Here is a 25,392-nt window from a genome sequence, read left to right as displayed (position 1 = left end):
AGTCACCATGAAGAAGATTGAAGCCATCATCAAACCGTTCAAGCTGGACGATGTGCGCGAGGCCCTGGCCGAGATCGGCATCAACGGCATGACAGTGTCCGAGGTCAAGGGCTTCGGCCGTCAGAAGGGCCACACCGAGCTCTATCGCGGCGCCGAGTACATGGTCGACTTCCTGCCCAAGGTGAAGGTGGAGCTGGTGGTGCAGGACGAGGATCTCGATGCCTGCCTGGAAGCGATCCAGAACACCGCCCGCACCGGCAAGATTGGTGACGGCAAGATCTTCGTCTGTGAGGTGGAGCGCGTCATTCGTATCCGTACCGGCGAAGAGAACGAAGACGCCATCTGATGAGATGGCAGAGCCTCGTGATGAGCCAACGAATGGAGACTCGATCCCGCTGATGTCCTGGATGCGCCTCGTTGCGGTGGCCGGCCTGCTGGCCGGTCTGACCGCCTGCAGTACCCGGCCGCCGGCCCAGCCGGAAAACCTGTGCCAGATCTTTCGCGAGAAACCGGACTGGCACAAGGCGGCACTGAAGATGAACGAGAAGTGGGGAACCCCGATCCAGGTGGTGATGGCCATGATGTATCAGGAGTCCTCCTTCGTGCACGACGCCCAGCCGCCGATGCAATATTTCCTCTTCATCCCGACCGGGCGGGCCAGCTCCGCCTACGGCTATGCCCAGGTCAAGGATGAAACCTGGGCCGACTACCAGCGGGAAACCGGCAATGGCTGGAGCGATCGCGACGACTTTGCCGACGCCATCGACTTCATGGGCTGGTACACTCACAAGGCCCAGCGGCTGAACGGCACCTCCAAGTGGGATGCGTATGGCCAGTATCTCAACTATCACGAAGGGTGGGGTGGCTATCGGCGTGGCAGCTACCGCAGCAAGGGGTGGCTGATGAAGACATCCCGCAAGGTGGAAGCCCGCGCCCAGCGCTACGGCGCCCAGTATCGACAATGCAAGGATCAGCTCTCCAGCGGGGGCTGGTTCTGGTAACCAAATCAGGAGTCAGAAATGCCGTTATTGGACAGTTTTACCGTTGACCACACCCGTATGGCTGCGCCGGCGGTGCGTGTGGCCAAGACCATGCAGACCCCGAACAAGGACACCATCACAGTGTTCGATCTGCGTTTCTGCGTGCCGAACCAGGAGATCCTCTCCGAGCGCGGCATCCACACCCTCGAGCACCTGTTTGCCGGCTTCATGCGTGATCACCTGAACGGCAACGGGGTGGAGATCATCGACATCTCCCCCATGGGCTGCCGGACCGGCTTCTACATGAGCTTGATCGGTGCGCCGGACGAAGCCCGGGTTGGCGCCGCCTGGCAGGCCGCCATGAGCGATGTGCTGACCGTGCAGGAGCAGGGCAAGATCCCCGAGCTGAACGAATACCAGTGTGGTACCTACAGCATGCACTCACTGGAAGAGGCCCATGCCATCGCCCGCCACGTGCTGGAGCGCGGCATCGGCGTCAACCGCAATGACGAGCTGGCCCTGCCGGAAGAGAAGCTGAAAAGCCTCTGATTCCTGGGGTAGTAAACATGAAAAAGGCCGGTCATTGACCGGCCTTTTTGTGTGCTGGCAGAATCAGGATGGCAGCGGCATCACCCGGTTGCGACCCAGCTCCTTGGCCTTATAGAGCAGCTTGTCGGTGCGTTCGACCAGGCTGTCGCCGGTCTCCTGGCCGCTGTATTCACCCACCCCGAACGAGGCGGTGATGTGGTCGATACGCCGGCCTGACTTGCGATCCAGGATCGACATCTTTTCGATGGCCCGGCGCAGGCTCTCCGCCATCTGGCGGCTCAGCGCCAGACTGCGCATGGGGACCAGCAGGGCAAACTCTTCGCCGCCGAGGCGGTAGGCGGTGACGCCCTCCTTGCAGGTTTCCCGCAGCCGCTTGCTGAAGGCTCGCAGCACCTGGTCTCCCAACAGGTGGCCATATTCATCGTTGAAACTCTTGAAGCGGTCAATGTCCGACAGGATCAGGGAGAAGGGCTGCTTGCTGCGGATCAGGCTCTCTATCTCCAGATCGAAGGCACGCCGGTTGAGCAGGCTGGTGAGCGCATCCTCGTTGGCCAGTTTGCGAGTCTCGTTGAGCGCCTCGCGCAGCTCCTTGATCTCCTTCTCGGCGCTGCTGAGCTGGTTGCGAAAGTGCATGGTGGACATGCGCACGTCCCGCGACTCGCGCACCAGATCCCGCAGGATCCCCATGGTGTCTTCCAGGCTCAGCCCCTCGTCGTCGATGAGGCTCAGCCGGTCGAAGCTCTTGTCGAGCATGTCCTGAAACATGCCGGTGTCGGAGAGGGCATCCTGCATGGTGTGACCAAGCTCATTGGCCATGGCGGCCAGGTTGAGCTTCATGGTTTCCATCTGCTGCTCATCTTGCGCGGCGAGGTGCTGGTGATAGAGGCGTTCACAGGTGGTGAGAGAGCAGGTTCCCTGCAGCTTGATGGCCTGATCGATGGCCTGATTGAGCTCGGGCATGCTGGCCGCCACGTAGTTATACCAAAGGGTGTAATTATCCGGCGTGGTGGGGATTTGATACTTGATCATCAGGGGAACCGCCTGCTTGAGATAGGCGGCGGATTGGGCGAACGAGTCCTTGCTCATGAGTTCCATGTCTCATCATGCCTGCAAACTGTGCATAGTATGACAGAGAGATTGGCCAAAAGGCAGTCGATGGATGCCATTCGCCCCCCCCTCCGATATAATGGCACCGTTACCACCTACCCTAAGGCCTGCTTATGTCTCAAAAAGATCCTTTCCTCGAACGCGAGGCCGAAAAATACGAGAACCCCATCGCCAGTCGCGAGATGATCCTCGACCTCATCAAGGGCCATGAAAAGCCCATGTCCCGTGAAGAGCTGGCAAAGGTCCTCAAGCTGACCGAAGAAGAGCCGCTGGAAGCCCTGCGCCGTCGTCTGCGCGCCATGGAGCGTGATGGTCAGCTGGTATTCACTCGCAACCAGTGTTACGCCCTGCCGGATCGTCTGAATCTGGTGAAAGGCTACGTGCTCGGCCACAAAGATGGCTTCGGTTTTCTGCGCCCCGAGGGTGGTGGCCCGGATCTGTTCCTGAACAACCGCGAGATGCAGCGCCTGATGCACGGCGACTACGCCCTGGTGCAGCCTACCGAGATCGACCGCAAGGGGCGCCAGGAGGCGCGTCTGGTACGTCTGCTCAAATCCCGTGAAGCGGACATCGTCGGCCGCTACTTCGTCGAGAACGGCGTCGGCTTCGTGGTGCCGGATGACAGCCGCATCGGCCAGGACATCATCATCCCGGAAGGGGAGAACAAGGGGGCTCGCCAGAGCCAGGTCGTGGTCGTGCGCATCAATCAGCGCGCCACCGCCCGCTTCAATGCGGTCGGTACCGTGCTGGAAGTGCTGGGTGAAAACATGGCGCCCGGCATGGAGATCGAGATCGCCCTGCGTACCCACGGCATTCCGCACACCTGGCCGGAAGAGGTGACCAAAGAGGTTGCCGGTCTGGGCGAGCAGGTGCCGGAGAAGGCCAAAGAGGGCCGCATCGACCTGCGCGCCCTGCCGCTGGTCACCATCGACGGGGAAGATGCCCGTGACTTCGATGACGCCGTCTTCTGTGAAGCCAAGCGCGGCGGCGGCTGGCGCCTGTGGGTTGCCATTGCCGACGTCTCAGCCTACGTGAAGCCGGGCACCGCCCTCGACACCGAAGCCTACCAGCGCGGCAACTCGGTCTACTTCCCCGAATTCGTGGTGCCTATGCTGCCGGAGGTACTCTCCAACGGCCTCTGCTCGCTCAACCCGCAGGTTGACCGCCTCTGCATGGTGTGCGAGATGACCATCTCCGCCGCCGGCCGCATGTCCGGCTACAAGTTCTACGAAGCGGTGATGAACTCCCATGCCCGCATGACCTACACCAAGGTGGCTGCGATCCTGGAAGGGGATCCCAAGCTGCGCCAGCAGTACGAGCCGCTGGTGGGTCACATCGAAGAGCTCAACAACCTCTACAAGGCGCTCAAGCATGCCCGCCATCAGCGCGGTGCGGTGGAGTTCGAGAGCGAAGAGACCCGCTTCATCTTCAACGCCCAGCGCAAGATCGACCGCATCGTGCCGCTGGTGCGCAACGACGCCCACAAGATCATCGAAGAGTGCATGATCCAGGCGAACGTGGCCGCGGCCCGCTACATCGAGAAGAACGAGGCCGCCGCCCTGTTCCGGGTGCACGACCGCCCGGGCGAAGAGCGTCTGACCGGCTTCCGTGACTTCCTCGCCGAGCTGGGTCTGGAGCTCAAGGGGGGCCTGGAGCCAGAGCCGAAGGATTTCGCCGACCTGGCCGCCAAGTTCGAAGGCCGCCCGGATGCGGAGCTGCTCTCCACCATGCTGCTGCGCTCCATGCGTCAGGCCATCTATCAGGCCGACAACATCGGTCACTTCGGTCTGGCGCTGAAGTCCTACGCGCACTTCACCTCGCCGATCCGTCGCTACCCCGACCTCATCCTGCATCGTGCGATCAAGTATCAGACCGCCAAGGAGCAGCAGGCCAACCTGCGCCACAAGTGGACCCCGAGCGGTGGCTACCACTACCAGCTGGAAGAAGTGGACCCGATGGGCGAGCACTGCTCCATGACCGAGCGCCGTGCCGATGACGCCACCCGTGACGTGGCAGACTGGCTCAAGTGCGAGTACATGCTGGATCACGTAGGTGACGAGTTTGACGGCGTCATCGCCAGCGTCACCGGCTTTGGCTTCTTCGTGCGTCTGGCTGAGATCCACATCGACGGTCTGGTGCACGTCAGCACCCTCACCAACGACTACTACCAGTTTGACCCGCTGCACCAGCAGCTGATCGGCGAGAACTTCCGCCGCCGCTACCGTCTGGGTGACAAGGTGCGGGTCAAGGTGATGGGCGTGAATCTGGACGATCGCAAGATCGACTTCGTGATGGTGGAAGAGCCTCTCAAGATTACCGGCAAGAACGCCAAAGAGATGGCGCGCAAGCAGGCCGAGATCAAGAAAGAGAAGGCCAAGAGCGCACAGCGTCACGAAAAACGTAAAGAGGGCAAGGATCACGGCAAATCCGACAAGGGCGGCCGTGCCAAACCCAGCAACAGACGACCGAGCAAAAAAGCTCGCGACAAGGCCAAGAGCACTAAATGAGTACTGAACTGATCTACGGCATTCACGCTGTATCCGCGCTGCTGGAGCGCACCCCGGAGCGTTTCATCGAAGTGTGGGCCCTCAAGGGGCGCGATGACGACCGGCTGCAACCCCTGCTGGCCGAGCTGGATGCGCTCGGCCTCAAGGTGCAGAGCGTGAACCGCAAGACGCTCGACGACAAGGCGGAGGGCAACAATCACCAGGGCATCATGGCCCGGGTGAAAGAGGCGCCCAAGCTGGCCGAGCACGACCTGGCCAGCCTGCTGGACAAGTTGACCGAGCAACAGACTCAGCCCTTCCTGCTGGTGCTGGACGGGGTGACCGATCCGCACAACCTCGGCGCCTGCCTGCGCAGCGCCGATGCGGCCGGAGTGCATGCGGTGATCGTGCCGCGCGACAAGGCCACCGGCCTGACTCCGATCGTGCGCAAGGTTGCCTGTGGCGCCGCCGAAGTGGTGCCGCTCATTCAGGTCACCAACCTGGCCCGCAGCCTGCGCGAGCTGCAGGAGCGTGGTGTCTGGATCGTCGGTACTGCCGGCGAGGCGGATCACGACGTGTTCCAGGCCAAACTCACTGGCCCGATGGCGCTGGTGATGGGTGCCGAGGGCAAGGGTATGCGCCGCCTCACCCGCGAGCACTGCGACGAGCTGGTGAGCATCCCGATGGCAGGGGCTGTATCCAGCCTCAACGTCTCGGTAGCGACCGGCGTCTGCCTGTTTGAAGCCGTGCGTCAGCGTCGTGTCTGAGGCGAGCTGAATGGACAGACCCCCGTTTTGCCGGGATCGGGTCACGGATGAGCAGGAGGCCGCGCGCCTCCTCTCTTTTGCCCGGCCGCTGACCCTGAGCCCCCGTGCCTGCCTCTGGCATGCTGGCGATCGACCCGATCTGCTGGTCATGGTGGAGCAGGGGCTGCTGCGGGCCAAGGTGGTGCTGGCGGATGGCCGCGAGTACATCAAGGAGTTCTACTGGGAGGGGGACGAGTTTCTCGACTTCCACCACCTGCTCAGTGGCGAGCCGGCCCGCTACAGCGTGGAGGCGCTGGAGCCCTGTCGGCTCTTGCTGTTCAATCTGGCCGACCTGCACACGCTCTCCTGCTGGCCCGCCTGGTATCAGCATCTGCTGGCGGTGCAACTGCGCATCAAGGAGGAGAAGGAGCTGCTGCTGCTGACCGAAAGCCCGCAGGCCCGCTATCAGCACTTTCTGCGCAGTTTTCCCGCGCTGGAGGCCAGGGTGCCCGATCACCAGATCGCCGCCTACCTCGGCATCACCCCCATCAGCCTGAGCCGCATTCGCAAACGGCTGAAGGATCTTAACAAAGGTTAATGCCGGCTCGCGTGCGGCTGGCTATGCTGCCCTTCTCATCATGAGCAAGGAACCCCCATGAACTGGTCTCTCAAGTCTTTTGAACAACTCGACGTCAACGAACTCTATGAACTGCTCACCCTGAGATCCCGGGTCTTCGTGGTGGAGCAGACTTGTGTCTTTCTCGATCTGGACGGCGTCGACAAGCGCCCTGACGTGCTGCACCTGCTCGGCTGGCAGGATGGGGCTCTGGTGGCCTACGCCAGGCTGATGGCGCCCGGTGTGGCCAAGGCGCAGCAGGTAGTGATCGGTCGGGTGGTGACCGCCCCCGAGGCGAGAGGCGATGGTCTGGGTCATCGGCTGATGCAGCAGGCGTTGCAGGAGTGTGCCCGGCTGTGGCCCGGGGTCAGCATCTATCTGGGGGCCCAGGCACACCTGCAAGGTTTCTACGGTCGTCATGGCTTCACCGCCGTGGGTGAACCCTATCTGGAAGATGACATTCCCCACATCGGCATGAGCTCCTCTTAATACCTTTTAAGCATAACAATGAAATTATTATGTCTTGAGGTAGTAAAGAAAACGGGTGCTCGGCGCCATGTTAGTGGGTACCCTCTGAGTGATTAATCGGCAACAGTTGATGGATAGGTTTTAAAAATGGTCTTTTACCCCATTAATTCAGAACAAGATTCAGCGATTGAGCCGTTGAGCCATTTTATTAGCGTTCGCCACTCGAGCGGCTGTCGCTGATGGAGTTGTTGCGCAAGCGGTTCGCACTGGACCTGCAAACCTTCGCCATCATCACCCTGGTGCTGGGCAATCTGGCCCAGGCCTTCTCCGATGTGCTGGTCAAGCTGATCGGCCCCGGCTTCAGCCCCTTCCAATACATGTTCCTGCGCCAGCTGCTGACCCTGTTGGTGCTACTGCCCTTCATGTTGCGGGTGCCGCGCTCGGCCTGGGGGCTGGGTGCCTGGAAGTGGCACCTGCTGCGCGGCCACCTCTGCCTGCTCGGCGGGGGCGGCATGATGCTGGCACTGACCCAGCTGCCGCTGGCCACGGCCAACGCCATCTTCTACGTCTCCCCGTTGCTGACGCTGCCGCTGGCGGCCTGGTTGCTCAAGGAGAAAATCAACTCCCGCGTCTGGTTGCTGGGAGGTATGGGGCTGCTCGGCGTGGTGTTCGTGTTGCGGCCGGGGGATTTCCATCTGGCCGGGCTGGGCGCCCTGGTGACCGCCTTCACCCTGGCGCTGTTCAACATCACGGGGCGCAAGTTGCCAGCCGGGATCTCGGTGGTGGCGACCCTATTCTGGGCCAATCTGCTGGCCCTGCCGTTGACCGCCGGGCTGGCGGTACATCAATGGCAGCCGGTGGACTGGCGACTGCTGGTGCTGATCGGCGGCAGCGGCGTCATGCAGTTGCTCTATCACGCCAGCTGCTTCTACGCCTATCGCCAGGTAGAGGCCAACCGCATCGCGGCGACCGAGTACTCGGGCCTGATGTTCGTGGTGCTGCTGGGGGTCTGGCTGTTTGGCGAGATCCCGGCGTGGAACCTCTGGGTCGGGGTGAGTTTTATCCTGCTGGCCATTCACTGGCAGCGCCGGCTGCGCTGATGACATACCCATCGGCTGCAGGCCGATGGGTGAGAAAAGCAGGCATCTTATGAGGCTGCTCTCTGTCATCGCCGGGCAAACCGGCTATGCTGGGCGGCCTGTTGCTATCGGAACCCTGTCGTGACCCCTACCATCTTTGCTGCCATCCTGCTGGCCGCCCTGCTGCACGCGCTCTGGAATGCGCTGGCCAAACGCCAGGCCGAGGGGCGAGTCAGCGTCTTGCTGGTCTCTCTCTGCTCCGGCCTGTTTGCCGCCCCCTTGCTGCCCTTGGTGGGGTGGCCGGTGGCGGCCGAATATCCCTGGTTGGCGCTCTCCATTCTGCTGCACTGCGGCTACTGTCTTTTTCTCGGTCGAGCCTACCGGGTGGGTGAGTTCGGCCAGATCTATCCGCTGGCCCGGGGCAGTGCCCCTCTGGTGACCCTGCTGTTCGGTGCCCTGCTGCTGGGTGAAGTGCCGGGGATGGTGGCGGTGACGGGGGCCCTGGTGCTGGTGAGCGGCGTGCTGCTGATGGCGTGGCGCGGCGGTCTGCGGCTGGCGCCGGCAGCGCTGCAGGCGGTGCTCATCACGGCACTGTTTACCGCCTCCTACACCCTGTCCGATGGGGCGGGAGCCCGCTCGGCCGGTGAGCCGATACGTTACACCCTCTGGCTGTTCGCCCTCACCGCGCTGATGATGCCGCTGCTGATGCGCTGGCAGAGTCGCACCGCCTGGCGCGAGCTGGGGCCTGCGGCGTGGCGCAGCGGCGCCATCGGTGGCGCCCTGTCGCTGTTGGCCTACGGGATCGTCATCTGGGCCATGACCAAGACGCCCATCGGCTTGGTGGCGGCCCTGCGCGAGAGCAGCGTGCTGTTTGCGGTGCTGCTCTCCTGGGGTTGGTTGGGGGAGACGCTGGGGCGGGTCCGGTTGCTGGCCGCCCTGGTGATCCTGGGGGGTATCCTGCTGATCCGCCTCGGCTAGGGGGAGGCGGATTAACGCATCCGGGCCGGCCGGTCAGGGAGTGACTTGGGTAATGAGGGTGAACCCCTCCTCACAGGAGGCCAGTTGCACCTGGACCTGCCCCAGTTCGGCCAGGCTGCCCACATGGGTGCCGCCACAGGGGATGGTGACCTCCCGGCCTTCCAGCGAGCAGTGCCAGTAACGGGAGTCGATGATCGCCTCGCCGGCCCGGCTGCGGCGGATCTCACCACTGGCCGCCAGCCAGTCTGCCAACTGCTGGTTGATCCTCTCTTCTATCTGCGGCAGGTCTGCCAGCAGTGCGTCGCTGTTGACTCCTTTCTTGCGCAGGCTCTTGCCGATCCGGTACTGCTCGCGCGAGCCCATGGGCTCGACCCGCGAGGTCTGGATGGCGAGGCGATCGAAGTCCGGCTGATCCAGCGCATCCCGCTCGCTGACCTCCTTGCGCCAGTAAGGCATTAGCGCCCGGTTGAGCGCTAGTGCCGCCAGATGACAGCCGCTGTGGCCCAGGCTCAGGGCGTGGCGGGCCTCGGCATCCACCTGTAGTGTCACCTGGCTGCCAGCAGGCAGCGCACAGTGACCAGCCAGCGGGTGCACCACCACGAAGCGCCACCCTTCTGCGCCCCGCTTGACCGGGATCGCCTGGTCGACGAACAGCTCCCCATCCGGGCTGATGGCCCCCATGCGACAGGGGCCGACGGTCGCGTCACCGCCCTCCCAATGCACGGTACCCACGTCACCCGGCTGATCGGGCCAGAGGTGGCTCTGGGGATGAAAGGGGGTAAGGTCGGTGACCAGCAGGCTGGTGTCGCCGCTCTGGCAGCAGATGACGCTGGCCTGCTCCTGATGGTGGCCCAGCACGAAGCTGGCTCGGGTATGTGGCATGGATGGCTCCCGCAAATCGAAGAGGAAGAGAGCCGCCAGCATACGTCAAAGCGCAGGCCGGCTCATTAACCTCGGTTAACGAGCCGACCTTGGGAGGGGATGGTGGACTAGATCATGGCGACCAGCAGGTAGGCGTTGAGCCCGATCACCAGGGCGACGATGAGGCGGCCGACCGCCTGGGTCACCGGGTGGTTGCGATACTCCCCCATCAGGGCGCGATCGCCGGTCAATATCAGCAGCGGAATGAGCGCCAGCGCGATGCCGAAGCTCAGCACCACCTGGCTCAGCACCAGGATCTCGGTGGTGTTGAGGCCCATGGCGATTACCACGAAGGCGGGAGCCATGGTGATGGCGCGGCGCAGCCAGAGCGGGATGGTGAAGCGCACGAAGCCCTGCATCACCACTTGGCCGGCCAGCGTACCCACCACGGTAGAGCTGATACCGGAGGCGACCAGCGAGAGGCCGAACAGGGTGGCGGCCGCCTGGCCCAGCAGCGGGGTCAGGGTCTGGTAGGCCGACTCCAACTCCGCTACCTGCTGGTTGCCGGAGCTGTGGAAGGCGGCCGCCGCCATGGCCATCATGGCCAGGTTGACGAAGCCGGCGATGGTCATGGCGATGGCCACGTCGACCCGGGTGGTGTGCAGCCGCTGGGGGACCGAGCCCTGATCCTGGGTGTGCTGGGTCAGTGCCGAGTGCAGGTAGATGACGTGGGGCATCACGGTGGCACCGAGCACGCCGGCCGCCAGATAGACGGCGTCGCTGTTGGGCAGGCCGGGGAAGAGGGCGCCCTCCAGTAGGCTCGGCAGGTGGGGGCGGGAGAACACCAGTTCGACAATGTAGGCCGCCGCCACGAACAGCAACAGGCCGCCCACCACGAACTCCAGCGGTTTCTGGCCGCGGGACTGCAGCATCAGAATGCCCCAGGTGACCACGGCGGTGATGCCGGCCCCTTCCAGCAGGGTGACTCCGAGCAGCAGCTTGAAGCCGACCGCTGCACCGATGAATTCGGCCAGATCGGTGGCCATGGCGATGATCTCCGCCTGTACCCAGTAGGCCCAGACAGCCGGCTTGGGCAGTCGGTCGCGAATGTGTTCCGCCAGGTTCTTGCCGGTGACGATGCCGAGCTTGGCCGAGAGGGTCTGCACCAGCATGGCCATCAGGTTGGCCCACACCACCACCCACAGCAGCTGGTAGCCGAAGGTGGAGCCAGCCTGAATGTTGGTGGCGAAGTTGCCCGGATCTATGTAGCCGATGGCGGCGATAAAGGCCGGCCCGAGCAGGGTCAGTTTGAATTTGCGGGCCGGGATGGCCGTGGTCAGCGCGGGTTGCATGGTATCAGCCTCCATAAGTGCATGGAGATAGAATAGATCTAAATGATAATTATTATCAATTGAAGTTTTGTATTGTTCTCATAGATAAAAACATCGGTGGCGGCTGGTTGCAGTGGGGGATGGGATTTTGTACAATACGCCGCCCTAGAAAAGCAGCGTCTAAACACCATTATGTTCCTTGCCTCCGAGGTCTGGCTGCACCTGGGCGGAGGCTGAATTAATCCGTAAGGAGCTAAAATGCGTCATTACGAAATCGTCTTCATGGTTCATCCGGACCAGAGCGAGCAAGTACCTGGCATGATCGAGCGTTACACCGGCGCCATCACCACCTCCGGTGGTACCATTCATCGCCTGGAAGATTGGGGCCGTCGTCAGCTGGCTTACCCGATCGACAAACTGCACAAAGCCCACTACGTTCTGATGAACGTAGAAGCAGAGCAAGCCGTTATCGATGAGCTGGAAACCAACTTCCGCTTCAACGATGCCGTTATCCGCAACATGATCATGCGCACCAAGCACGCCGTGACTGAAGTTTCTCCGATGGCCAAGGCCAAGGAAGAGCGCTTCACCCGTCGTGACGACGAGCGCCGCGAAGAAGCTACTGAAGCTGCTTCCGAAGAGTAATTCTGGATCACTGACTAGAGGATAAAGGCCATGGCACGTTATTTCCGTCGTCGTAAGTTCTGCCGCTTCACCGCCGAGAACGTTACCGAGATCGACTACAAAGATATCGTTACTCTGAAAAACTACATCACTGAATCTGGCAAGATCGTACCGAGCCGTATCACCGGTACCCGCGCCAAGTATCAGCGTCAGCTGGCACGCGCCATCAAGCGTGCTCGTTACCTGGCTCTGCTGCCGTACACCGATCTGCACAACAAGTAAGAATCGGTCCGGCGCTTAAGCCTAACTCAACGAAATTTATAGAGGAAAGGTAATGCAAGTTATCCTGCTCGACAAAATCGCCAAACTGGGCGGTCTGGGTGACCAAGTTTCCGTGAAAGCTGGTTATGCCCGTAACTACCTGATCCCGCAAGGCAAAGCTGTTATGGCTACCAAGGCCAACATCGAGACCTTCGATGCTCGCCGTGCTGAACTGGAAGCCAAACTGGCTGCCGGTAAAGCTGCCGCTGAAGAGCGCGCTGCCAAGCTGGGTGAACTGGCTGCCGTTGTTATCGCCTCCAAGTCTGGCGACGAAGGCAAGCTGTTCGGTTCCATCGGTACCCGTGACGTGGCTGAAGCCATCACTGCTGCCGGCGTAGCCGTTGCCAAGAGCGAAGTCCGCATGGGCAACGTTCTGCGTAACACCGGTGACTACGAAGTTGTTGTTCAGCTGCACGCTGACGTCAAAGCAACCGTACAGATCCAGGTTGTTGCCCTGTAATAGCGACTCGCTTTTGCAGAAAAAACCCGCGCACTTGCGCGGGTTTTTTATTTTCAGGCCCGGGGTTAGAGTAAGGATCCGTTCTTCTGGAGGAGATCCCTATGGCCTGGGTCGAAGGTCGCGTCCTTGAGCGTATCGAGTGGACGCCCACCCTGTTCTCCCTGCGTGTGGCGGCCGAGCTGGCCCCCTACAAGGCGGGGCAATTCACCAAACTGGCCCTCGAGCAGGGCGATCGCCGCGTCCAGCGGGCCTACTCCTTCGTCAATCCTCCGTCAGCACCCTATCACGAGTTCTATTTCGTCGAGATCCCCGATGGGGAACTGACTCCGTCCCTCGGCTCCCTGCAAGCGGGCGACAGCCTGCTGGTGCAATCCCTGGCGACCGGTTTTCTGACCCTGGACGAGATACCGGCCGGGCGCGATCTCTGGCTGCTCTCCACCGGTACCGCCATCGGCCCCTTCCTCTCCATGCTGGCCGACGGGGAAGCCTTCGCCCGTTTCGAGAATCTGGTGCTGGTGCACGGGGTGCGCAAGGGGGAAGAGCTGAGCTACCGGGAGCTTATCGCGGGTTTTGCCGCCCGCCACGGCGAGCGTTTTCGCTATGTGCCCTTCGTCAGCCGGGAGGAATGGTCCGAGGCGATGGCGGGGCGGATCCCGGCAGCCATCGCCGACGGTCGGCTGCAGGCGCGGGTCGGGTTGGAATTCGCCCCCGAGCTGAGTCAGGTGCTGATCTGCGGTAACCCGGCCATGGTGAAGGAGACCCAGCAGACCTTGCTGTCATTGGGGCTGGCCAAGAACCTGCGGCGGGCGCCCGGCAACATCAGTGCGGAGAACTACTGGTAGAGAAATGGACACAGGGGCCTCGGCCCCTGTGTCAGGGTGACGGGGATGACGATCAATTCTTCTTGCCGTTGCCTTTCTGCTTGTTGTGGCCCTGGCCCGGGTTGTTGCCGCTGTGGATGCTGCGGTTGTAGTGGTCCCGGTATTTGCCGTCCATCTTGTCGCAGTTGAGCTGGATGCGGCTGTCGCCGATGCCGAGATCGAAGCAGTTATTTTGCCACCAGTCGTACTCTTTCTGATCCCAGTTAATGTCCAGCTTGATGTCGTCGGTGGAGAGTTTGACACCATCGTTGTTCTTGGAGGGGGGCGCCGCCATAGCCACGCCTTGGACGAGCAGCAGGGAGAGCAGCAGTATGGATTTGTGCATGATGACCTCGAGTGCGGAAGGATTGGTCTCAGTGTAGAAGCTGGCGCCTTAACCGGGCCGGAACCGGGCTCGACATCAGTTGGCGGGCATGTCATGCCGGCTTGCCGCGGGCGGGCATGCGATCAGGCTGGCGGGGATTGCAGCGGCAGACAACGGGGAAGCGTCGACAATTTGCCCAATCTGGTCGCAGCCTGTCCGTTTGTGAAGGTATCGGAGTCAATTCAAATGATTAGCCTTCATTCTGTGGCTCGGCTGACTATAATCGGCAGCCAACTTTTCCTGCATATCGCACCCCCTTCATCATGACTACACAGGCTTCTACCGTGCTGCGCTACCCCAAGGGGTGGTTCGCCTTGACCACGGTGTACAGTTTTACCGGGCTGGCCATTCTGGCCTCCATCGTCTTCTCCCTGCTGCTGTTTCTCTCCATCGACGAGAACCCCCTGATGAAGTGGCTGTTCGGCGGCCTGGCCATCATCTTCGAGCTGGGCAAGTTCTACGTCTGGTACGAGTACGGCGAGTGCAAAGCGCGGCGGGAGCTGAGCGGGGCCTTCTGGTCGCTGCTGTTTTACAGCGTGCTGGCTGCCATCTCCATCGGTGGCAGCATCGGCGGCATCAACAGCGCCACCAACACCATCCTCAACCAGCAGGCGCGCCATGAGCGGGAGATCGCCCGCTTCGACGAGCAGATCGCCAGCATAGAGCGGCAGATCCAGCTCAACGAGGAGGCGGCCCGCAAGTATATCGAGATGGCGCGCATCTCCAGCGGTGTCAGCGGGTTGCAGCAGGCCAACACCAAGCTCAGGCTGCGTCAGGATGAACTGCGTCAGGAGCGCGATGCCAAGCCCATCAACGAGCAATCCTCCATGCTGGGGCTGATGAGCAGCCTGGCGGACGGGGTGGGAATGAGCATCAGCCAGGTGCAGTTTCTGCTGGTCTGCTTCCTCTCCGTGCTGCTCGACGTGTTTGGTGCCTTCTTCGTCAGCCTGATCGGCGAGGAGAACCGCTTTCGTCGCAGCTGGCTGTGGCAGCAGGCCAGGGAGCAGACCCTGGCCCGCCAGGCGCAAGCGGCGGCCATGGTGCCCGCCGTGATGGCCAGACCGGAGCCCGAGCCGGAGGTGGTGGCTCAGGTACGCAGTGCGCTGGAGAGCGGCGAGCTCAAGTGCAGCAAGCGGCGAGTCGCAGAGGCGCTGTCGCTGTCGCTGGAGGAGGTGGATCGGGTGTTCCAGCATCTGCTGGCCCAGGGGGTGCTGGGGCAGGGCAGCAACCGCCACTACCATCTCAGCTCGCAGGGGAGTTGATCATCAGGCCACCGCAGGGTGGCCTTTTTATTGCCGCGTGGGGGCTGTGCTAGTGGGTCAGCACCATCATCAGGCTGAGGAAGGCGGCCAGCCCGCCGCCGATGCCGATGATCCAGTAAAAGCCCTTGGCCCCCTGCTTGAGCGGGATGCGGAAGTAGAGCAGAAACGCCCACCACCCCAGGGCCAGCAACAGAGGAATAAGAAACATTCGAGCCATGGTGTCCTCGCTGTTATTCTGTTGACCCTTGATCAATCAACAGGATGGATTGTGCAATGACGCAGCTACAGATTACCGCATTCGGCGACCCCTCGGTACTTCGGCTCAACCCTTCCCTGGACAAGGTGCCAGCCGACGGCGAAGTGCGGGTGCGCATCTGTTTTGCGGGGGTCAACCCCATCGATGCCAAGACCCGGGCCGGCCTCGGCTGGGCGGCGGCCCAGAACAAGGACAAGCTGCCCTGGACGCCGGGCTATGACGTGGCCGGGGTGGTGGAGAAGATAGGCCCCGGCGTCACCGCGCTGGCCGAGGGGGATCGAGTGTGCGGCATGGTGGGCTTTCCCCTCACGGCTGGTGGCTACGGCGAGGCCGTGGTGGCGCGCGAGGAGGAGCTGGTCAGGCTGGAGCTGATTGGCCTCAGACAGGGGGCGGCGCTGCCGCTGGCGGGCCTCACCGCCTGGCAGGGGCTGTTTGAGCACGGCGCCCTCAAGGCGGGACAACGGGTGCTGATCCTGGCCGGTGCCGGCGGCGTCGGCCACCTGGCGGTGCAGTTTGCCAGCGCCTATGGCGCCGAGGTAGTGGCGACGGCGAGTCGCGACAACCACAGCTTCCTGCACGGGCTGGGGGCCAGTCGGATGGTGGATTACCATGACGCAGACTGGGTTGCTCAAGTGGTGGCCGGCGGTCAGGTCGATCTGGTGCTGGATCTGGTGGGGGGCGAGAGCGGCAAGGCGGCGCTCGCCTGCGTCAAGCCGGGTGGCCGGCTGGTGACGGTGCCCACCATCACCGCCCAGCAGATCAAGGATGCCGCGGCCGGCAGCGCCATCAAGGTGCTCGGCATGCTGGTACACCCCGACCGCCAACAGCTGAGCCAGATGCTGGCCTTGCTGCGCCAGGGCGAGGTTCAGGTCACGGTCGCTGGGGAGTATGCCCTGGCCGAGGGGGCGCTGGCCCATCAGGCCATCGAGCAGGGCCACGTGCGTGGCAAGCTGTTGCTGCGCATGCCCGCCGCGGACGGTCTGGCCGGATGAACGGCATCACCGAGCTGGGGCTCGGCTGGCTGTTTTTGAGCGCCTTCACCTCCGCCACCCTGCTACCCGGCAGCTCGGAAGTGCTGCTGGGGGCCATGGCGGCCAAGGGGGAGTGGAGCATGGCCAGCCTGCTGCTGTGGGCGACGCTGGGCAACACCCTCGGCTCCATGACCACCTGGTGGCTCGGCTGGCTCGCCACCTTCAAGAAAAAACCGGAAGATTTTCAAGGCCGTGGGGAACAAAAAGCCCTCGGCTGGCTCAAACAACATGGCCACTGGTGTCTGCTGCTGGCCTGGACGCCGGTGATCGGCGATGGTCTCTGTCTGCTGGCCGGCTGGCTGCGCCTCTCCTTCTGGCGCTCTCTCATTCTCATCGGGCTCGGCAAATTGTTGCGTTATGCCCTGGTCTTTCTGCTGGCCAGGCAGATCTTCTAGCTTCACTCACGAGGTAACCGTGAACAAACTCATTCCATTAAGCATGCTTCTGGGCTTCTCCCTGCCCGTGCTGGCGGCACCCACCCTGGTGTCGGAACAGGTCAAGGAAGAGGGCAAGCTCGGCATTCCCTACCAGATGTACAAGCTGGACAACGGCCTGACCGTCATTCTGGCGCCCGACAAATCCGATCCCCTGGTGCACCTGGACGTCACCTACCACGTGGGCTCGGCCCGCGAGCAGGTGGGCAAGTCGGGTTTCGCCCACTTCTTCGAGCACATGATGTTCCAGGGCTCCAAGCATGTGGGGGATCAGGAGCACATGCGGATCATCAACGAAGCTGGCGGTGACATGAACGGCACCACCAACAAGGACCGCACCAACTACTACGAGACCGTGCCGGCCAACCAGCTGGAGAAGGTGCTGTGGCTGGAGGCCGACCGCATGGGCTTCTTGCTCGATGCGGTGAGCCAGAAGAAGTTCGAGATCCAGCGCGCCACCGTCAAGAACGAGCGGGCCCAGCGCATCGACAACCAGCCTTACGGTCTGGTGAGCGAGAAGGTGGGGGAGGCGCTCTACCCGCGCACTCATCCCTACTCCTGGCAGCCCATCGGCTATGTGGAGGATCTCGACCGGGTCGACGTCAACGACCTCAAGCAGTTCTTCCTGCGCTGGTATGGCCCCAACAACGCCACCCTGACCCTGGGCGGCGACTTCGACACCAAGCAAGCGCTGGCCTGGATTGAGCAGTATTTCGGCTCCATCCCGCGCGGCCCGGACGTGGCCGAGCCGACCCCCCAGCCCGTCACCCTGCCCGAGACCCGTTACGTGACGCTTGAGGACAAGGTGCACCTGCCGCTGCTCTATATCAGCTACCCGACCGTGTCGCTCGGCGATCCGCAGGAGCCGGCGCTCGACATGTTTGCCGACGTGCTGGGCGGCTCCGCCAGCTCCATGCTCTACCAGTCGCTGGTCAAGAGCGGCAAGGCGATTGATGCGGGCGCCTCCCACTACTGCGAGGAGCTGGCCTGTACCCTGACCGTCTACGCCTATCCCAACCCGGCGGTGGACGGCAGCCTGAAGACCCTCAAGAGTGAGGTGGACAAGGTGATCGGCGAGTTCGCCGGTCGCGGCCTCAAGCCAGAGGATCTGGAGAAGGCGATCAACAGCTATCGCGCTTCGGCCATCTGGGGTCTGGACAGCGTCTCCGGCAAGGTGAGCCAGCTCGCCATGGGCCAGGTGTTCGCCCAGGATCCCAACTATGTGTTCAAGAGCCTGGATGCCATCGGCAAGGTGACCCCGGAGCAGGTCAAGACCGCCTACGACAAGTTCATCCTGAACAAGCCGGCGGTGGTGCTGAGCGTGGTACCCAAGGGCAAGAGCGACTGGCAGGCCGCCAAGCCCAATTTCACCCCGGCTAAGCGCGAGCTGCCGGATTACAGCAAGCATGATCAGGTGCTGGCCGAGCGACCGGTGAAAGACGATTTTGATCGCAGCGTACAGCCCAAGGCGGCCGATGCGGTGAGCGTCAAGGTGCCGGCCATCTGGCACGGCAAGCTCGACAAGGGGATCGAGATCATCGGCACCCAGAGCGACGAGATCCCCGCCGTCTCCATCATGGTCGCCCTGCCGGGCGGCATGCGGGCCGAGGGCAAGGGCGAACTGGGGCTGGCCAGCCTCACCGCCAGCATGATGGGACAGGGCTCGGTGCGCCTGACCGAGGCCCAGCTCAGCGACGAGCTGCAAAAGCTCGGCTCCAGCGTCAGCGTCTCCAGCGCCCAGTACAACAACCTGGTCACCATCAGCAGCCTGACCGACAAGCTGCCGCAGACCCTGGCGCTGGTGCGTGAGGTGTTTGAGCGGCCCGGCATGCGCGAAGCCGACTTCGAGCGGGTCAAGGCGCAGATGCTGCAAGGGATGAAGCAGAGCGAGCAGCAGCCGGAGTGGCTGGCCGGTCAGGCATTCCGCGAACTGGTCTACGGCAAGCAGAACCGTCTTGGTCAACCGGGCGACGGCGTGCTGGCCGATGTCGAGAAGCTGACCCTGGCGGACGTGAAGCGCTTCTACCAGAACTACTACAACCCGACCAACGCCAAGGTGGTGGTGGTGGGTGACGTGACCCAGTCCCAAGTGGAGGATCAACTCGCCTTCCTGACCCAGTGGAAGGGGGCCGAACCCTCTCTGGGCAGCCTCAAGCCGGCGGGCGAGCAGGCCAAGCCGGGCATCTATCTGGTGGACAAGCCGGGGGCACCCCAGTCGGTGATCCGCATCGGCCGCCGTGCCATGCCGTTCGATACCACGGGTGACTACTTCACCGCCGGGCTGATGAACTTCAACCTGGGCGGCAACTTCAACAGCCGCATCAACCTCAACCTGCGCGAAGACAAGGGCTACACCTATGGTGCCAGCTCGGGCTTCTCCGCCAACCGCGAGGCGGGTACCTTCGCCACCGGCGCCAACGTGCGGGCCGATGCGACCGTGGATGCCATCCGCCAGTTCCTCAAGGAGATGGACAACTACCGCAAGAACGGGCCGACCCCGGTGGAACTCGCCTACATGCGCAGCGCCGTGTCCCAGCAGGATGCCCTCTCCTACGAGACCCTGGGCCAGAAGGCGGGCTTCCTACTGCAGATGATCATGTACGACCTAAAGCCGGACTATGTGCAGGCCCAGAACAACCTGATCAAGACGGTGTCGGCCGAGACGCTCAAGGCCAGTGCGGCACGCTGGCTTGACCCGGCCGAGATGGTGATTGTGGTGGTGGGGGACAAGCAAAAGCTTGAAAAACCCTTGAAGGAGCTTCATCTTCCCATCTATCCGCTGCAGCTGCCCTGAGGGCGCTACATAATAAAGAGTGCCGCCCCCCTGTGGGGCGGCCACACATGAGCCGTGAATATGACTACGACAAGCTTGTCACTCACCGAGTTGTTGACCGCCCTGGGTTCGCCGGAACGGCTGACCGCCCTCAAGGGGATCCGGCGCGGGATCGAACGTGAATGTCTGCGCATCACCCCGGAGGGAACCCTGGCCCAGACCGATCACCCCCGCAGTCTGGGATCGGCGCTGACCCATGCCAACATCACCACCGACTACTCGGAGAGCCTGCTGGAGTTCATCACGCCGGCCACCGACTCCATCGACAGCCTGATGGAACAGCTTGGCGACATCCACCGCCACACCATCCACCATCTCGGTGATGAGCGGATCTGGCCGCTCTCCATGCCCTGCTTCGTCGGCGACGAGGAGAACATCCGGCTGGCCCAGTACGGCAGCTCCAACATCGGCCGGATGAAAACCCTCTACCGGCAGGGGTTGAAGAACCGCTACGGCAGCCTGATGCAGGTGATCGCCGGGGTGCACTTCAACTTCTCCATGCCGGACAGCTTCTGGTGCGAGTGGCAGGAGCTGGTGTGCGAGGGGTGCTGCAGCCAGCGCTTCATCTCCGACAAGTACATGGGGCTTATTCGCAACGTCTACCGTTTCGGCTGGCTGGTGCCCTATCTGTTCGGTGCCTCGCCGGCCATCTGCGACTCCTTCCTCAAAGGGCGCAAGAGCAATCTGCCGTTCCAGAAGACCGGCAAGGGCACCCTCTACCTGCCCTATGCCACCGCGCTGCGGCTGTCGGATCTGGGCTACACCAACAGCGCCCAGGCGGGGCTCAAGATCAGCCACGACAGCCTGCCGGCCTATGTGAGCAGCCTGCGTCGCGCCATCAACACCCATGATCCCGACTTCGCCAAGATCGGTGTCAAGGTGAACGGCGAGTACCGCCAGCTCAACGACAACGTGCTGCAGCTGGAGAACGAGCTGTATGCCCCGATCCGGCCCAAGCGCACCCCGCGCAGCGGCGAGAAGCCGTCGGACGCGCTGGAGCAGCGCGGCATCGAGTACATCGAACTGCGCACCGTGGACGTGAACCCCTTCACCCCGTACGGCATCGAGGTGGATCAGATCCGCTTCTTCGACCTGTTCCTGGTGTGGTGCCTGCTGCGCCCGTCCCCGGTGCTGGGCGACGAGGAGATTGCCCGCAATCGCCGCAACCAGACCAAGGTGGTGCTGGAGGGACGTCGTCCCGGCCTCGAGCTGGAGGACGAGCAGGGTCATGCCATCGGCCTGAAGGAGTACGGCCTCAAGCTGTTCGACGAGCTGGCCGAGGTCGCCGCGCTGCTGGATCGATGCTGCGGTCGTAACCGCTACCGCGAGACCCTGGCGATGCACCGCGAGAAGCTGCTCAACCCCGATCTCACCTACTCCGCCCGCCTGCTCAAGCAGTTGCTGGAGAGCGGCCAGGACAACGGCTGCTTCGGTGACGAGCTGGCGAGTCGCTACCGGGAAGAGATGCTGGCCGGTGAGCTGCAGTACTGGGACGAGGCCTACTTTGCCGGTGAGGCACGCGACTCGCTGGCCAAGCAGCGGGAACGCGAGCGCAGCGACAGCCTGTCGTTCGACGACTTCCTGGCCGACTACTTCGGAACCAGCAAGACCCCGGCCTGACGGGATCCACTTCTGCTGCAAGCCGCTCTTCGGAGCGGCTTTTTTATGGGCGGTCTCCAGTGGGCGGTCGGCCCATCACGGGCCCGAAAATAACTGTGAGTCAGCCTTCACTTCAGCAGCGCGATGGGCGGTTTTATTGTCAATCGGCTCACATTTTCCTCTTTTGCAGCTTGAGTCTGATGGGCTTGCCGCCTAATTTCTTGATCGCTGAAACGATTCAGCTTAAACAAAAACAAGAGACACGAGGATAAATCCATGTTGAAGAGACTTTCCATTGCCGTACTGTTCGCGCTGGGCGCCAGCTCGAGCCAGGCTGCCGAATTCCTGCTGACCGATTCCCAGCAGGGGCTGGATGTGGGGGACTGGAAGATCACCAGCGACAAGCTGGGGATCAAGAGTCCGGCACCGTTCAGCATCGAGAAGAAACGGCTGCATGGCGGGCGTCAGGAGGGGGTGGACCTGCTGATTGTCGACAACGGGGTGATGAAGATAACCCTGATCCCGACCCGCGGCATGGGGATCAAGGAGGTCAGAGCCGCCGATCTGCGTCTCGGCTGGGATTCGCCGGTCAAGGAGGTGGTCAATCCGGCCTTCATCGATCTGGAGAGCCGCGCCGGGCTCGGCTGGCTCGATGGCTTCAACGAGATGCTGGTGCGCTGTGGCTACGAGTGGACCGGTCACCCGGGAGTGGATGACGACGGCCGCCTCAAGAGTCTGCATGGCCGGGTGCAGAACATTCCGGCCTCCGTGGTCAGCGTGACCATAGACGAGGAGCCACCCTACGCCATTCACGTGCTGGGCCGGGTGGATGAGCGCACCTTCAAGATGAGCGAGCTGGTCACCTGGACCCAGCTCAGCGTGGTGCCGGGTCAGGCGGAGTTTGCCCTGCAGGACAAGCTGACCAATCACGCCGACTACGAGAACGAGTACCAGATCATCTACCACGGCAACTTCGGGGCTCCCATTCTGGAGGAGGGCGCGCGAGTCAGCACCCCGGTGAAGCAAATCTCCCCGTTCAACGACTACGCCAAGGGGGGGCTGAAGAGCTGGCAAACCTATCTGGGGCCGACCAAGGGTTTCGACGAGATGGTGTTCAACCTGGTGCCCTACAGCGACGCCGAGGGCAACACCCTGGCGGTGCTGAACAACCGGGCAGGCAGCGCCGGGGTGGCGGTGGGTTACAACACCAGGCAGTTGCCGGTGCTGACCCTGTGGAAGAACACCGACACCCGGGCTCAGGGCTATGTGACCGGCATCGAACCCGGCACCAGTTATGCCTACAGCACCAAGTACCAGCGCCCGCTGGGGTTGGTCCCCAAAATTCAGCCGGGGGAGACCAAGACCTTCGATCTGACCTACCGCCTGCTGCAGAATGCCGACGAGGTGAAGCAGGCTCTGGCCAGAGTGGAACAGATCCAGGCCGGTCGTCCCACCGAACTGCGTGACCAGCCGCTGGTCAAGCTGCCGTAAGCAACGGACAAACAGCAAAAAGCCGCTCTTGAAGCGGCTTTTTTATTTCCCTGAACCCGAGCGGTCTTAGACGTGGTTGTACTCAGACATGGTTATACATGGCCTCGATCTCGCTCTGGTACTTGGACTCGATGATCTTGCGACGCAGCTTCATGGTGGGGGTCAGCTCCCCCAGCTCCATGGAGAAGGCGCTCGGCAGCAGGGTGAACTTCTTCACCTGCTCGAACTTGGCCAGCTCTTTTTGCAGATCCTGAATGCGCGCCTCGAAGAACTCCACCACCTTGGAGTGGCGCAGCAACTCGGTCTTGCACTGGTACTGCAGGTTGATGGAGCGGGCGTACTCTTCCAGCGACTCGAAACAGGGCACGATCAGCGCAGACACGAAGTGGCGGGCATCGGCGACGATGGCGATCTGCTCGATGAAGCGATCCTTGCCGATGGTGCCTTCCACCAGTTGCGGGGCCACGTACTTGCCGTTGGAGGTCTTCATCAGCTCCTTGAGGCGCTCGGTGAAGTAGATGTTGCCTTCGCTGTCGAGTTCGCCAGCATCGCCGGTACGCAGGAAACCATCCTCGGTCATCACCTCGGCAGTGGCATCCGGCTTGTTGTAGTAGCCGCGCATCACGGTGGGGGAGCGCACCAGCAGTTCGTTGTTCTCACCCAGCTTCACCTCGATGCCGCATAGCGCCGTGCCGATGGAGCCCAGCTTGAACTGGCTGTCTTCGTAGCAGCAGACGGTGGCGGTGGTCTCGGTCATGCCGTAGCCGTACTTGAGATTGAGCCCCATGGCCTGGAAGAAGAAGTTCACCTCGTCGGCGAGGCGGGCGCCGGCCACCGGCAAGAAGCGGGTACGGCCGCCAAAACGGGCGCGCAGCTTGCGAAACACCAGTCGCTCGGCGAGCCAGAGCTGGCCGTAGAGCAGGGGGGAGGCGGTCTTGCCCGCCTGGCGGGTGGCGACCATCTGCTTGCCCACTTTGGTGGCCCAGCCGAACAGGGCCTGGCGCAGGCGCGGGGCCTGGGCCACCCTGGCCTGGATCATGGCGTAGGCCTTCTCGTAGAGGCGCGGTACGGCGCACATCACGGTCGGTTGCACCTTGCCGATGACATCCATCACCTTCTGCGGATCGCGGATGTAGACGTTCTCGGCGCCACAATAGAGCACGTAGTAGCTCCAGGCCCGCTCGAACACGTGGCTGAGCGGCAGCATGCAGAGCGACACATCCTGCTCGTTCAGATCGAGACGGCTGTTGTGCATCTCGAAGCAGGCAGCGATGTTGGCGAAATCGAGCATGACCCCCTTGGGTTCACCCGTGGTGCCCGAGGTGTAGATCAGGGTCAGCAGGTCGTCCATCCGGTACTGGCTCTCGCGCTCGCGCAGCACCTGCTCGCTGGGTTGGTGGTTGCCGGAGACCAGAAACGTCTGGAAGTGGCTTGCCTGCGGGCAGCCGCGCAGGTTGACGCTGCCGTCGAGGGCGACCAGCTGGCGGATCTCGCCGCTTTCAATCAGTTGCAGCGCCTGATCGAACTGAGGCTGTTCGCCGACGAACAACACCTTGATGCCGGCATCTTTGACGATGTAGCGCAGCTGATCGAGCGTGCTGGTGGGGTAGATGGGGACGCTGACGCCGCGGGCGGCCAGGATGCCGAGATCGGCCTGGGTCCACTCCGGCATGTTGCGGGCATAGATGCCGACCATCTCGGTGGGCTGGTGGCCGGCGCGGATCAGCGCCTGGGCACAGTAGTCCATGGCCTGTCCCAGAGTACGCCAGCCGATGGCACGCCACTGGCCATCCTGTTGTACGCGCAGGGCGGCCTTGTTGCCAAGCCGGGCGATACGCTCCCGCATCAGTCGAACCAGGTGGTGTTTCGGCATCAGTCAGACATCCTCAAGTAACAGTTGTACGCCCTAAGGGGCACTGAAAAATCGCGCTGGAGTTTAAACTCTAAGATTACAGCTTACAAGTGTTCGCCATTTGTCTTGGATCACAAAGTCGTCAATTAGGGTGAGCTTGAGGCATGATGGGGACTGACATGCGGAGCCATTCAGGGAGGGTGAACAATGAGTGTCGGCATCAAGGGGGTGGTGACCGGGGTATTGCTGTTATTGGCGGGGGCCGGCGGGCTCTGGTTTACGCTGGGAGGCACGGGGAGCGAGGAGGACAACCCCTGGCTGAGCGGCGCCGAGGGCTACGCGCAGGCGCAGCAGCTGGCCCTACACAAGGGTTATCCGCTGCTCTACGTGATCGAGCGCGCCAAATGCCGGCGCTGCAAGCTGCTGGATACCAGCCTGTGGCAATCAGAGGAGATGGCGCCGGTGTTGGCCCGGCTGGTCAAGGTGCGCCTCAACCCGGATGCGGGGGATGGCAGCGAGCACATTCTGCGCCGCTTCCCGCAGGTGGCGACCCCGCCCGGCATCTATGTGCAGCAGCCGGGCGAGCCGCTCAAGCCCATCAAGATAGTGGTGGATATCCAGCAGATCTGGATGCCCGGGGTGACCTGGCAGCGCGGCTTCTTCATGCCGCTCTCCGCCGCCGGGTTCGAGGCGGTGCTGCACACCACTCAGAGCCTGCAGGATCCGGCCCTCGACAACGCGCCGCTGCTGTAGTGCTGCAGATGTAGTGCCGCAGATGTAGCG

26 protein-coding genes are annotated in these 25,392 nt (G+C 62.6%); 20 read left to right on the top strand and 6 right to left on the bottom strand.

All coding sequences use genetic code 11. The features are described 5' to 3' along the window. The first annotated feature begins 7 nt into the window (after positions 1 to 7). The 3 genes from glnB (at position 8) to luxS (ending at position 1,529) form a co-directional block, all read left to right on the top strand. Positions 8 to 346, top strand: coding sequence for a nitrogen regulatory protein P-II (gene glnB, locus PG881_RS03710; RefSeq protein WP_005308848.1), 339 nt, complete (start codon positions 8 to 10; stop codon positions 344 to 346). 61 nt (positions 347 to 407) lie between these two features. Further along, positions 408 to 1,001, top strand: coding sequence for a transglycosylase SLT domain-containing protein (locus PG881_RS03705; RefSeq protein WP_274382240.1), 594 nt, complete (start codon positions 408 to 410; stop codon positions 999 to 1,001). A gap of 18 nt (positions 1,002 to 1,019) precedes the next feature. Next, the gene (luxS, locus tag PG881_RS03700; RefSeq protein ID WP_011704660.1) at positions 1,020 to 1,529 is read left to right on the top strand and encodes an S-ribosylhomocysteine lyase; all 510 of its coding nucleotides are present in this window, start codon (positions 1,020 to 1,022) and stop codon (positions 1,527 to 1,529) included. Between the two features lie 63 nt (positions 1,530 to 1,592). On the opposite strand, the gene PG881_RS03695 is transcribed toward luxS, so the two are convergent. Then, positions 1,593 to 2,615, bottom strand: a complete 1,023-nt coding sequence (locus PG881_RS03695) for a GGDEF domain-containing protein (protein ID WP_024944559.1) — start codon at positions 2,613 to 2,615, stop codon at positions 1,593 to 1,595. A 134-nt stretch (positions 2,616 to 2,749) separates the two neighbouring features. On the opposite strand from PG881_RS03695, the gene rnr reads away from it, so the two are divergent. The 6 genes from rnr (at position 2,750) to PG881_RS03665 (ending at position 9,009) form a co-directional block, all read left to right on the top strand. Beyond that, complete coding sequence (rnr, locus tag PG881_RS03690) at positions 2,750 to 5,143, top strand: ribonuclease R (protein WP_270798068.1); 2,394 nt, start codon at positions 2,750 to 2,752, stop codon at positions 5,141 to 5,143. Next, the gene (gene rlmB, locus PG881_RS03685) at positions 5,140 to 5,889 is read left to right on the top strand and encodes a 23S rRNA (guanosine(2251)-2'-O)-methyltransferase RlmB (RefSeq protein ID WP_270798067.1); all 750 of its coding nucleotides are present in this window, start codon (positions 5,140 to 5,142) and stop codon (positions 5,887 to 5,889) included. Before rnr ends, rlmB begins: the two co-directional genes overlap by 4 nt. A 10-nt stretch (positions 5,890 to 5,899) precedes the next feature. Further along, a complete protein-coding gene (locus tag PG881_RS03680) occupies positions 5,900 to 6,466 on the top strand; it encodes a Crp/Fnr family transcriptional regulator (protein WP_168968049.1) in 567 nt (188 codons plus the stop codon). Between the two features lie 57 nt (positions 6,467 to 6,523). Next, positions 6,524 to 6,973: a GNAT family N-acetyltransferase gene (locus PG881_RS03675; RefSeq protein WP_011704664.1), complete on the top strand. Its 450-nt coding sequence runs from the start codon at positions 6,524 to 6,526 to the stop codon at positions 6,971 to 6,973. 218 nt (positions 6,974 to 7,191) lie between these two features. Continuing rightward, positions 7,192 to 8,052: a DMT family transporter gene (locus tag PG881_RS03670; protein WP_029301975.1), complete on the top strand. Its 861-nt coding sequence runs from the start codon at positions 7,192 to 7,194 to the stop codon at positions 8,050 to 8,052. Between the two features lie 120 nt (positions 8,053 to 8,172). Next, the gene (locus PG881_RS03665; protein ID WP_270798066.1) at positions 8,173 to 9,009 is read left to right on the top strand and encodes a DMT family transporter; all 837 of its coding nucleotides are present in this window, start codon (positions 8,173 to 8,175) and stop codon (positions 9,007 to 9,009) included. A gap of 33 nt (positions 9,010 to 9,042) precedes the next feature. Here PG881_RS03665 and PG881_RS03660 read toward each other — a convergent pair whose 3' ends face one another. After that, complete coding sequence (locus PG881_RS03660) at positions 9,043 to 9,933, bottom strand: hypothetical protein (protein ID WP_270798065.1); 891 nt, start codon at positions 9,931 to 9,933, stop codon at positions 9,043 to 9,045. A 65-nt stretch (positions 9,934 to 9,998) separates the two neighbouring features. Continuing rightward, positions 9,999 to 11,222: an Nramp family divalent metal transporter gene (locus tag PG881_RS03655; protein ID WP_016349448.1), complete on the bottom strand. Its 1,224-nt coding sequence runs from the start codon at positions 11,220 to 11,222 to the stop codon at positions 9,999 to 10,001. Positions 11,223 to 11,459: 237 nt separating this feature from the next. On the opposite strand from PG881_RS03655, the gene rpsF reads away from it, so the two are divergent. The 4 genes from rpsF to PG881_RS03635 all read left to right on the top strand — a co-directional run bounded on the left by rpsF (position 11,460) and on the right by PG881_RS03635 (position 13,448). Further along, positions 11,460 to 11,846: a 30S ribosomal protein S6 gene (gene rpsF, locus PG881_RS03650; protein ID WP_005308887.1), complete on the top strand. Its 387-nt coding sequence runs from the start codon at positions 11,460 to 11,462 to the stop codon at positions 11,844 to 11,846. A 30-nt stretch (positions 11,847 to 11,876) separates the two neighbouring features. Then, positions 11,877 to 12,107 (top strand): 30S ribosomal protein S18, encoded by a 231-nt coding sequence (gene rpsR / locus PG881_RS03645; protein ID WP_005308890.1) that lies wholly within the window; start codon positions 11,877 to 11,879, stop codon positions 12,105 to 12,107. A gap of 52 nt (positions 12,108 to 12,159) precedes the next feature. After that, complete coding sequence (rplI, locus tag PG881_RS03640; RefSeq protein ID WP_011704669.1) at positions 12,160 to 12,606, top strand: 50S ribosomal protein L9; 447 nt, start codon at positions 12,160 to 12,162, stop codon at positions 12,604 to 12,606. 101 nt (positions 12,607 to 12,707) lie between these two features. Next, the gene (locus PG881_RS03635; protein ID WP_270798064.1) at positions 12,708 to 13,448 is read left to right on the top strand and encodes a ferredoxin--NADP reductase; all 741 of its coding nucleotides are present in this window, start codon (positions 12,708 to 12,710) and stop codon (positions 13,446 to 13,448) included. Between the two features lie 52 nt (positions 13,449 to 13,500). Here the strand turns inward: PG881_RS03635 and PG881_RS03630 are convergent, their stop codons facing one another. Further along, the gene (locus PG881_RS03630; protein ID WP_270798063.1) at positions 13,501 to 13,812 is read right to left on the bottom strand and encodes a hypothetical protein; all 312 of its coding nucleotides are present in this window, start codon (positions 13,810 to 13,812) and stop codon (positions 13,501 to 13,503) included. A 302-nt stretch (positions 13,813 to 14,114) separates the two neighbouring features. Between PG881_RS03630 and PG881_RS03625 the strand changes: the two genes are divergently transcribed. Then, entirely contained in the window at positions 14,115 to 15,113 is a 999-nt protein-coding gene (locus PG881_RS03625; protein ID WP_270798062.1) for a Preprotein translocase subunit SecY, read from the top strand. Positions 15,114 to 15,162: 49 nt separating this feature from the next. Here PG881_RS03625 and PG881_RS03620 read toward each other — a convergent pair whose 3' ends face one another. Continuing rightward, positions 15,163 to 15,330, bottom strand: a complete 168-nt coding sequence (locus tag PG881_RS03620; RefSeq protein WP_005308905.1) for a hypothetical protein — start codon at positions 15,328 to 15,330, stop codon at positions 15,163 to 15,165. 56 nt (positions 15,331 to 15,386) lie between these two features. On the opposite strand from PG881_RS03620, the gene PG881_RS03615 reads away from it, so the two are divergent. The 5 genes from PG881_RS03615 (at position 15,387) to PG881_RS03595 (ending at position 22,757) form a co-directional block, all read left to right on the top strand. Continuing rightward, positions 15,387 to 16,361: an NADP-dependent oxidoreductase gene (locus PG881_RS03615; protein WP_270798061.1), complete on the top strand. Its 975-nt coding sequence runs from the start codon at positions 15,387 to 15,389 to the stop codon at positions 16,359 to 16,361. Continuing rightward, a complete protein-coding gene (locus tag PG881_RS03610) occupies positions 16,358 to 16,795 on the top strand; it encodes a YqaA family protein (RefSeq protein WP_024944550.1) in 438 nt (145 codons plus the stop codon). Before PG881_RS03615 ends, PG881_RS03610 begins: the two co-directional genes overlap by 4 nt. A 19-nt stretch (positions 16,796 to 16,814) precedes the next feature. After that, entirely contained in the window at positions 16,815 to 19,628 is a 2,814-nt protein-coding gene (locus PG881_RS03605) for a M16 family metallopeptidase (protein ID WP_201887033.1), read from the top strand. 60 nt (positions 19,629 to 19,688) lie between these two features. Then, positions 19,689 to 21,287 carry a glutamate--cysteine ligase gene (gshA, locus tag PG881_RS03600; protein ID WP_168968055.1) on the top strand — a complete coding sequence of 533 codons (1,599 nt, stop codon included), beginning with the start codon at positions 19,689 to 19,691 and terminating at the stop codon, positions 21,285 to 21,287. 255 nt (positions 21,288 to 21,542) lie between these two features. After that, a complete protein-coding gene (locus tag PG881_RS03595; protein ID WP_270798060.1) occupies positions 21,543 to 22,757 on the top strand; it encodes an aldose 1-epimerase family protein in 1,215 nt (404 codons plus the stop codon). Between the two features lie 82 nt (positions 22,758 to 22,839). Here PG881_RS03595 and PG881_RS03590 read toward each other — a convergent pair whose 3' ends face one another. Further along, on the bottom strand, positions 22,840 to 24,630 hold the full coding sequence (locus PG881_RS03590) for an AMP-dependent synthetase/ligase (RefSeq protein WP_270798059.1): 1,791 nt from the start codon (positions 24,628 to 24,630) through the stop codon (positions 22,840 to 22,842). Between the two features lie 186 nt (positions 24,631 to 24,816). Between PG881_RS03590 and PG881_RS03585 the strand changes: the two genes are divergently transcribed. Continuing rightward, positions 24,817 to 25,362, top strand: a complete 546-nt coding sequence (locus PG881_RS03585) for a hypothetical protein (protein ID WP_103827797.1) — start codon at positions 24,817 to 24,819, stop codon at positions 25,360 to 25,362. Positions 25,363 to 25,392 lie beyond the last annotated feature (30 nt).

Origin of the sequence: Aeromonas sp. QDB54, from assembly GCF_027707385.1 — a bacterium.
In the GTDB taxonomy this organism is placed as follows: Bacteria; Pseudomonadota; Gammaproteobacteria; order Enterobacterales; family Aeromonadaceae; genus Aeromonas; species Aeromonas hydrophila.
Note: the sequence above shows the minus strand (reverse complement) of the source record. Positions and strands in the feature narration are given on the sequence as shown.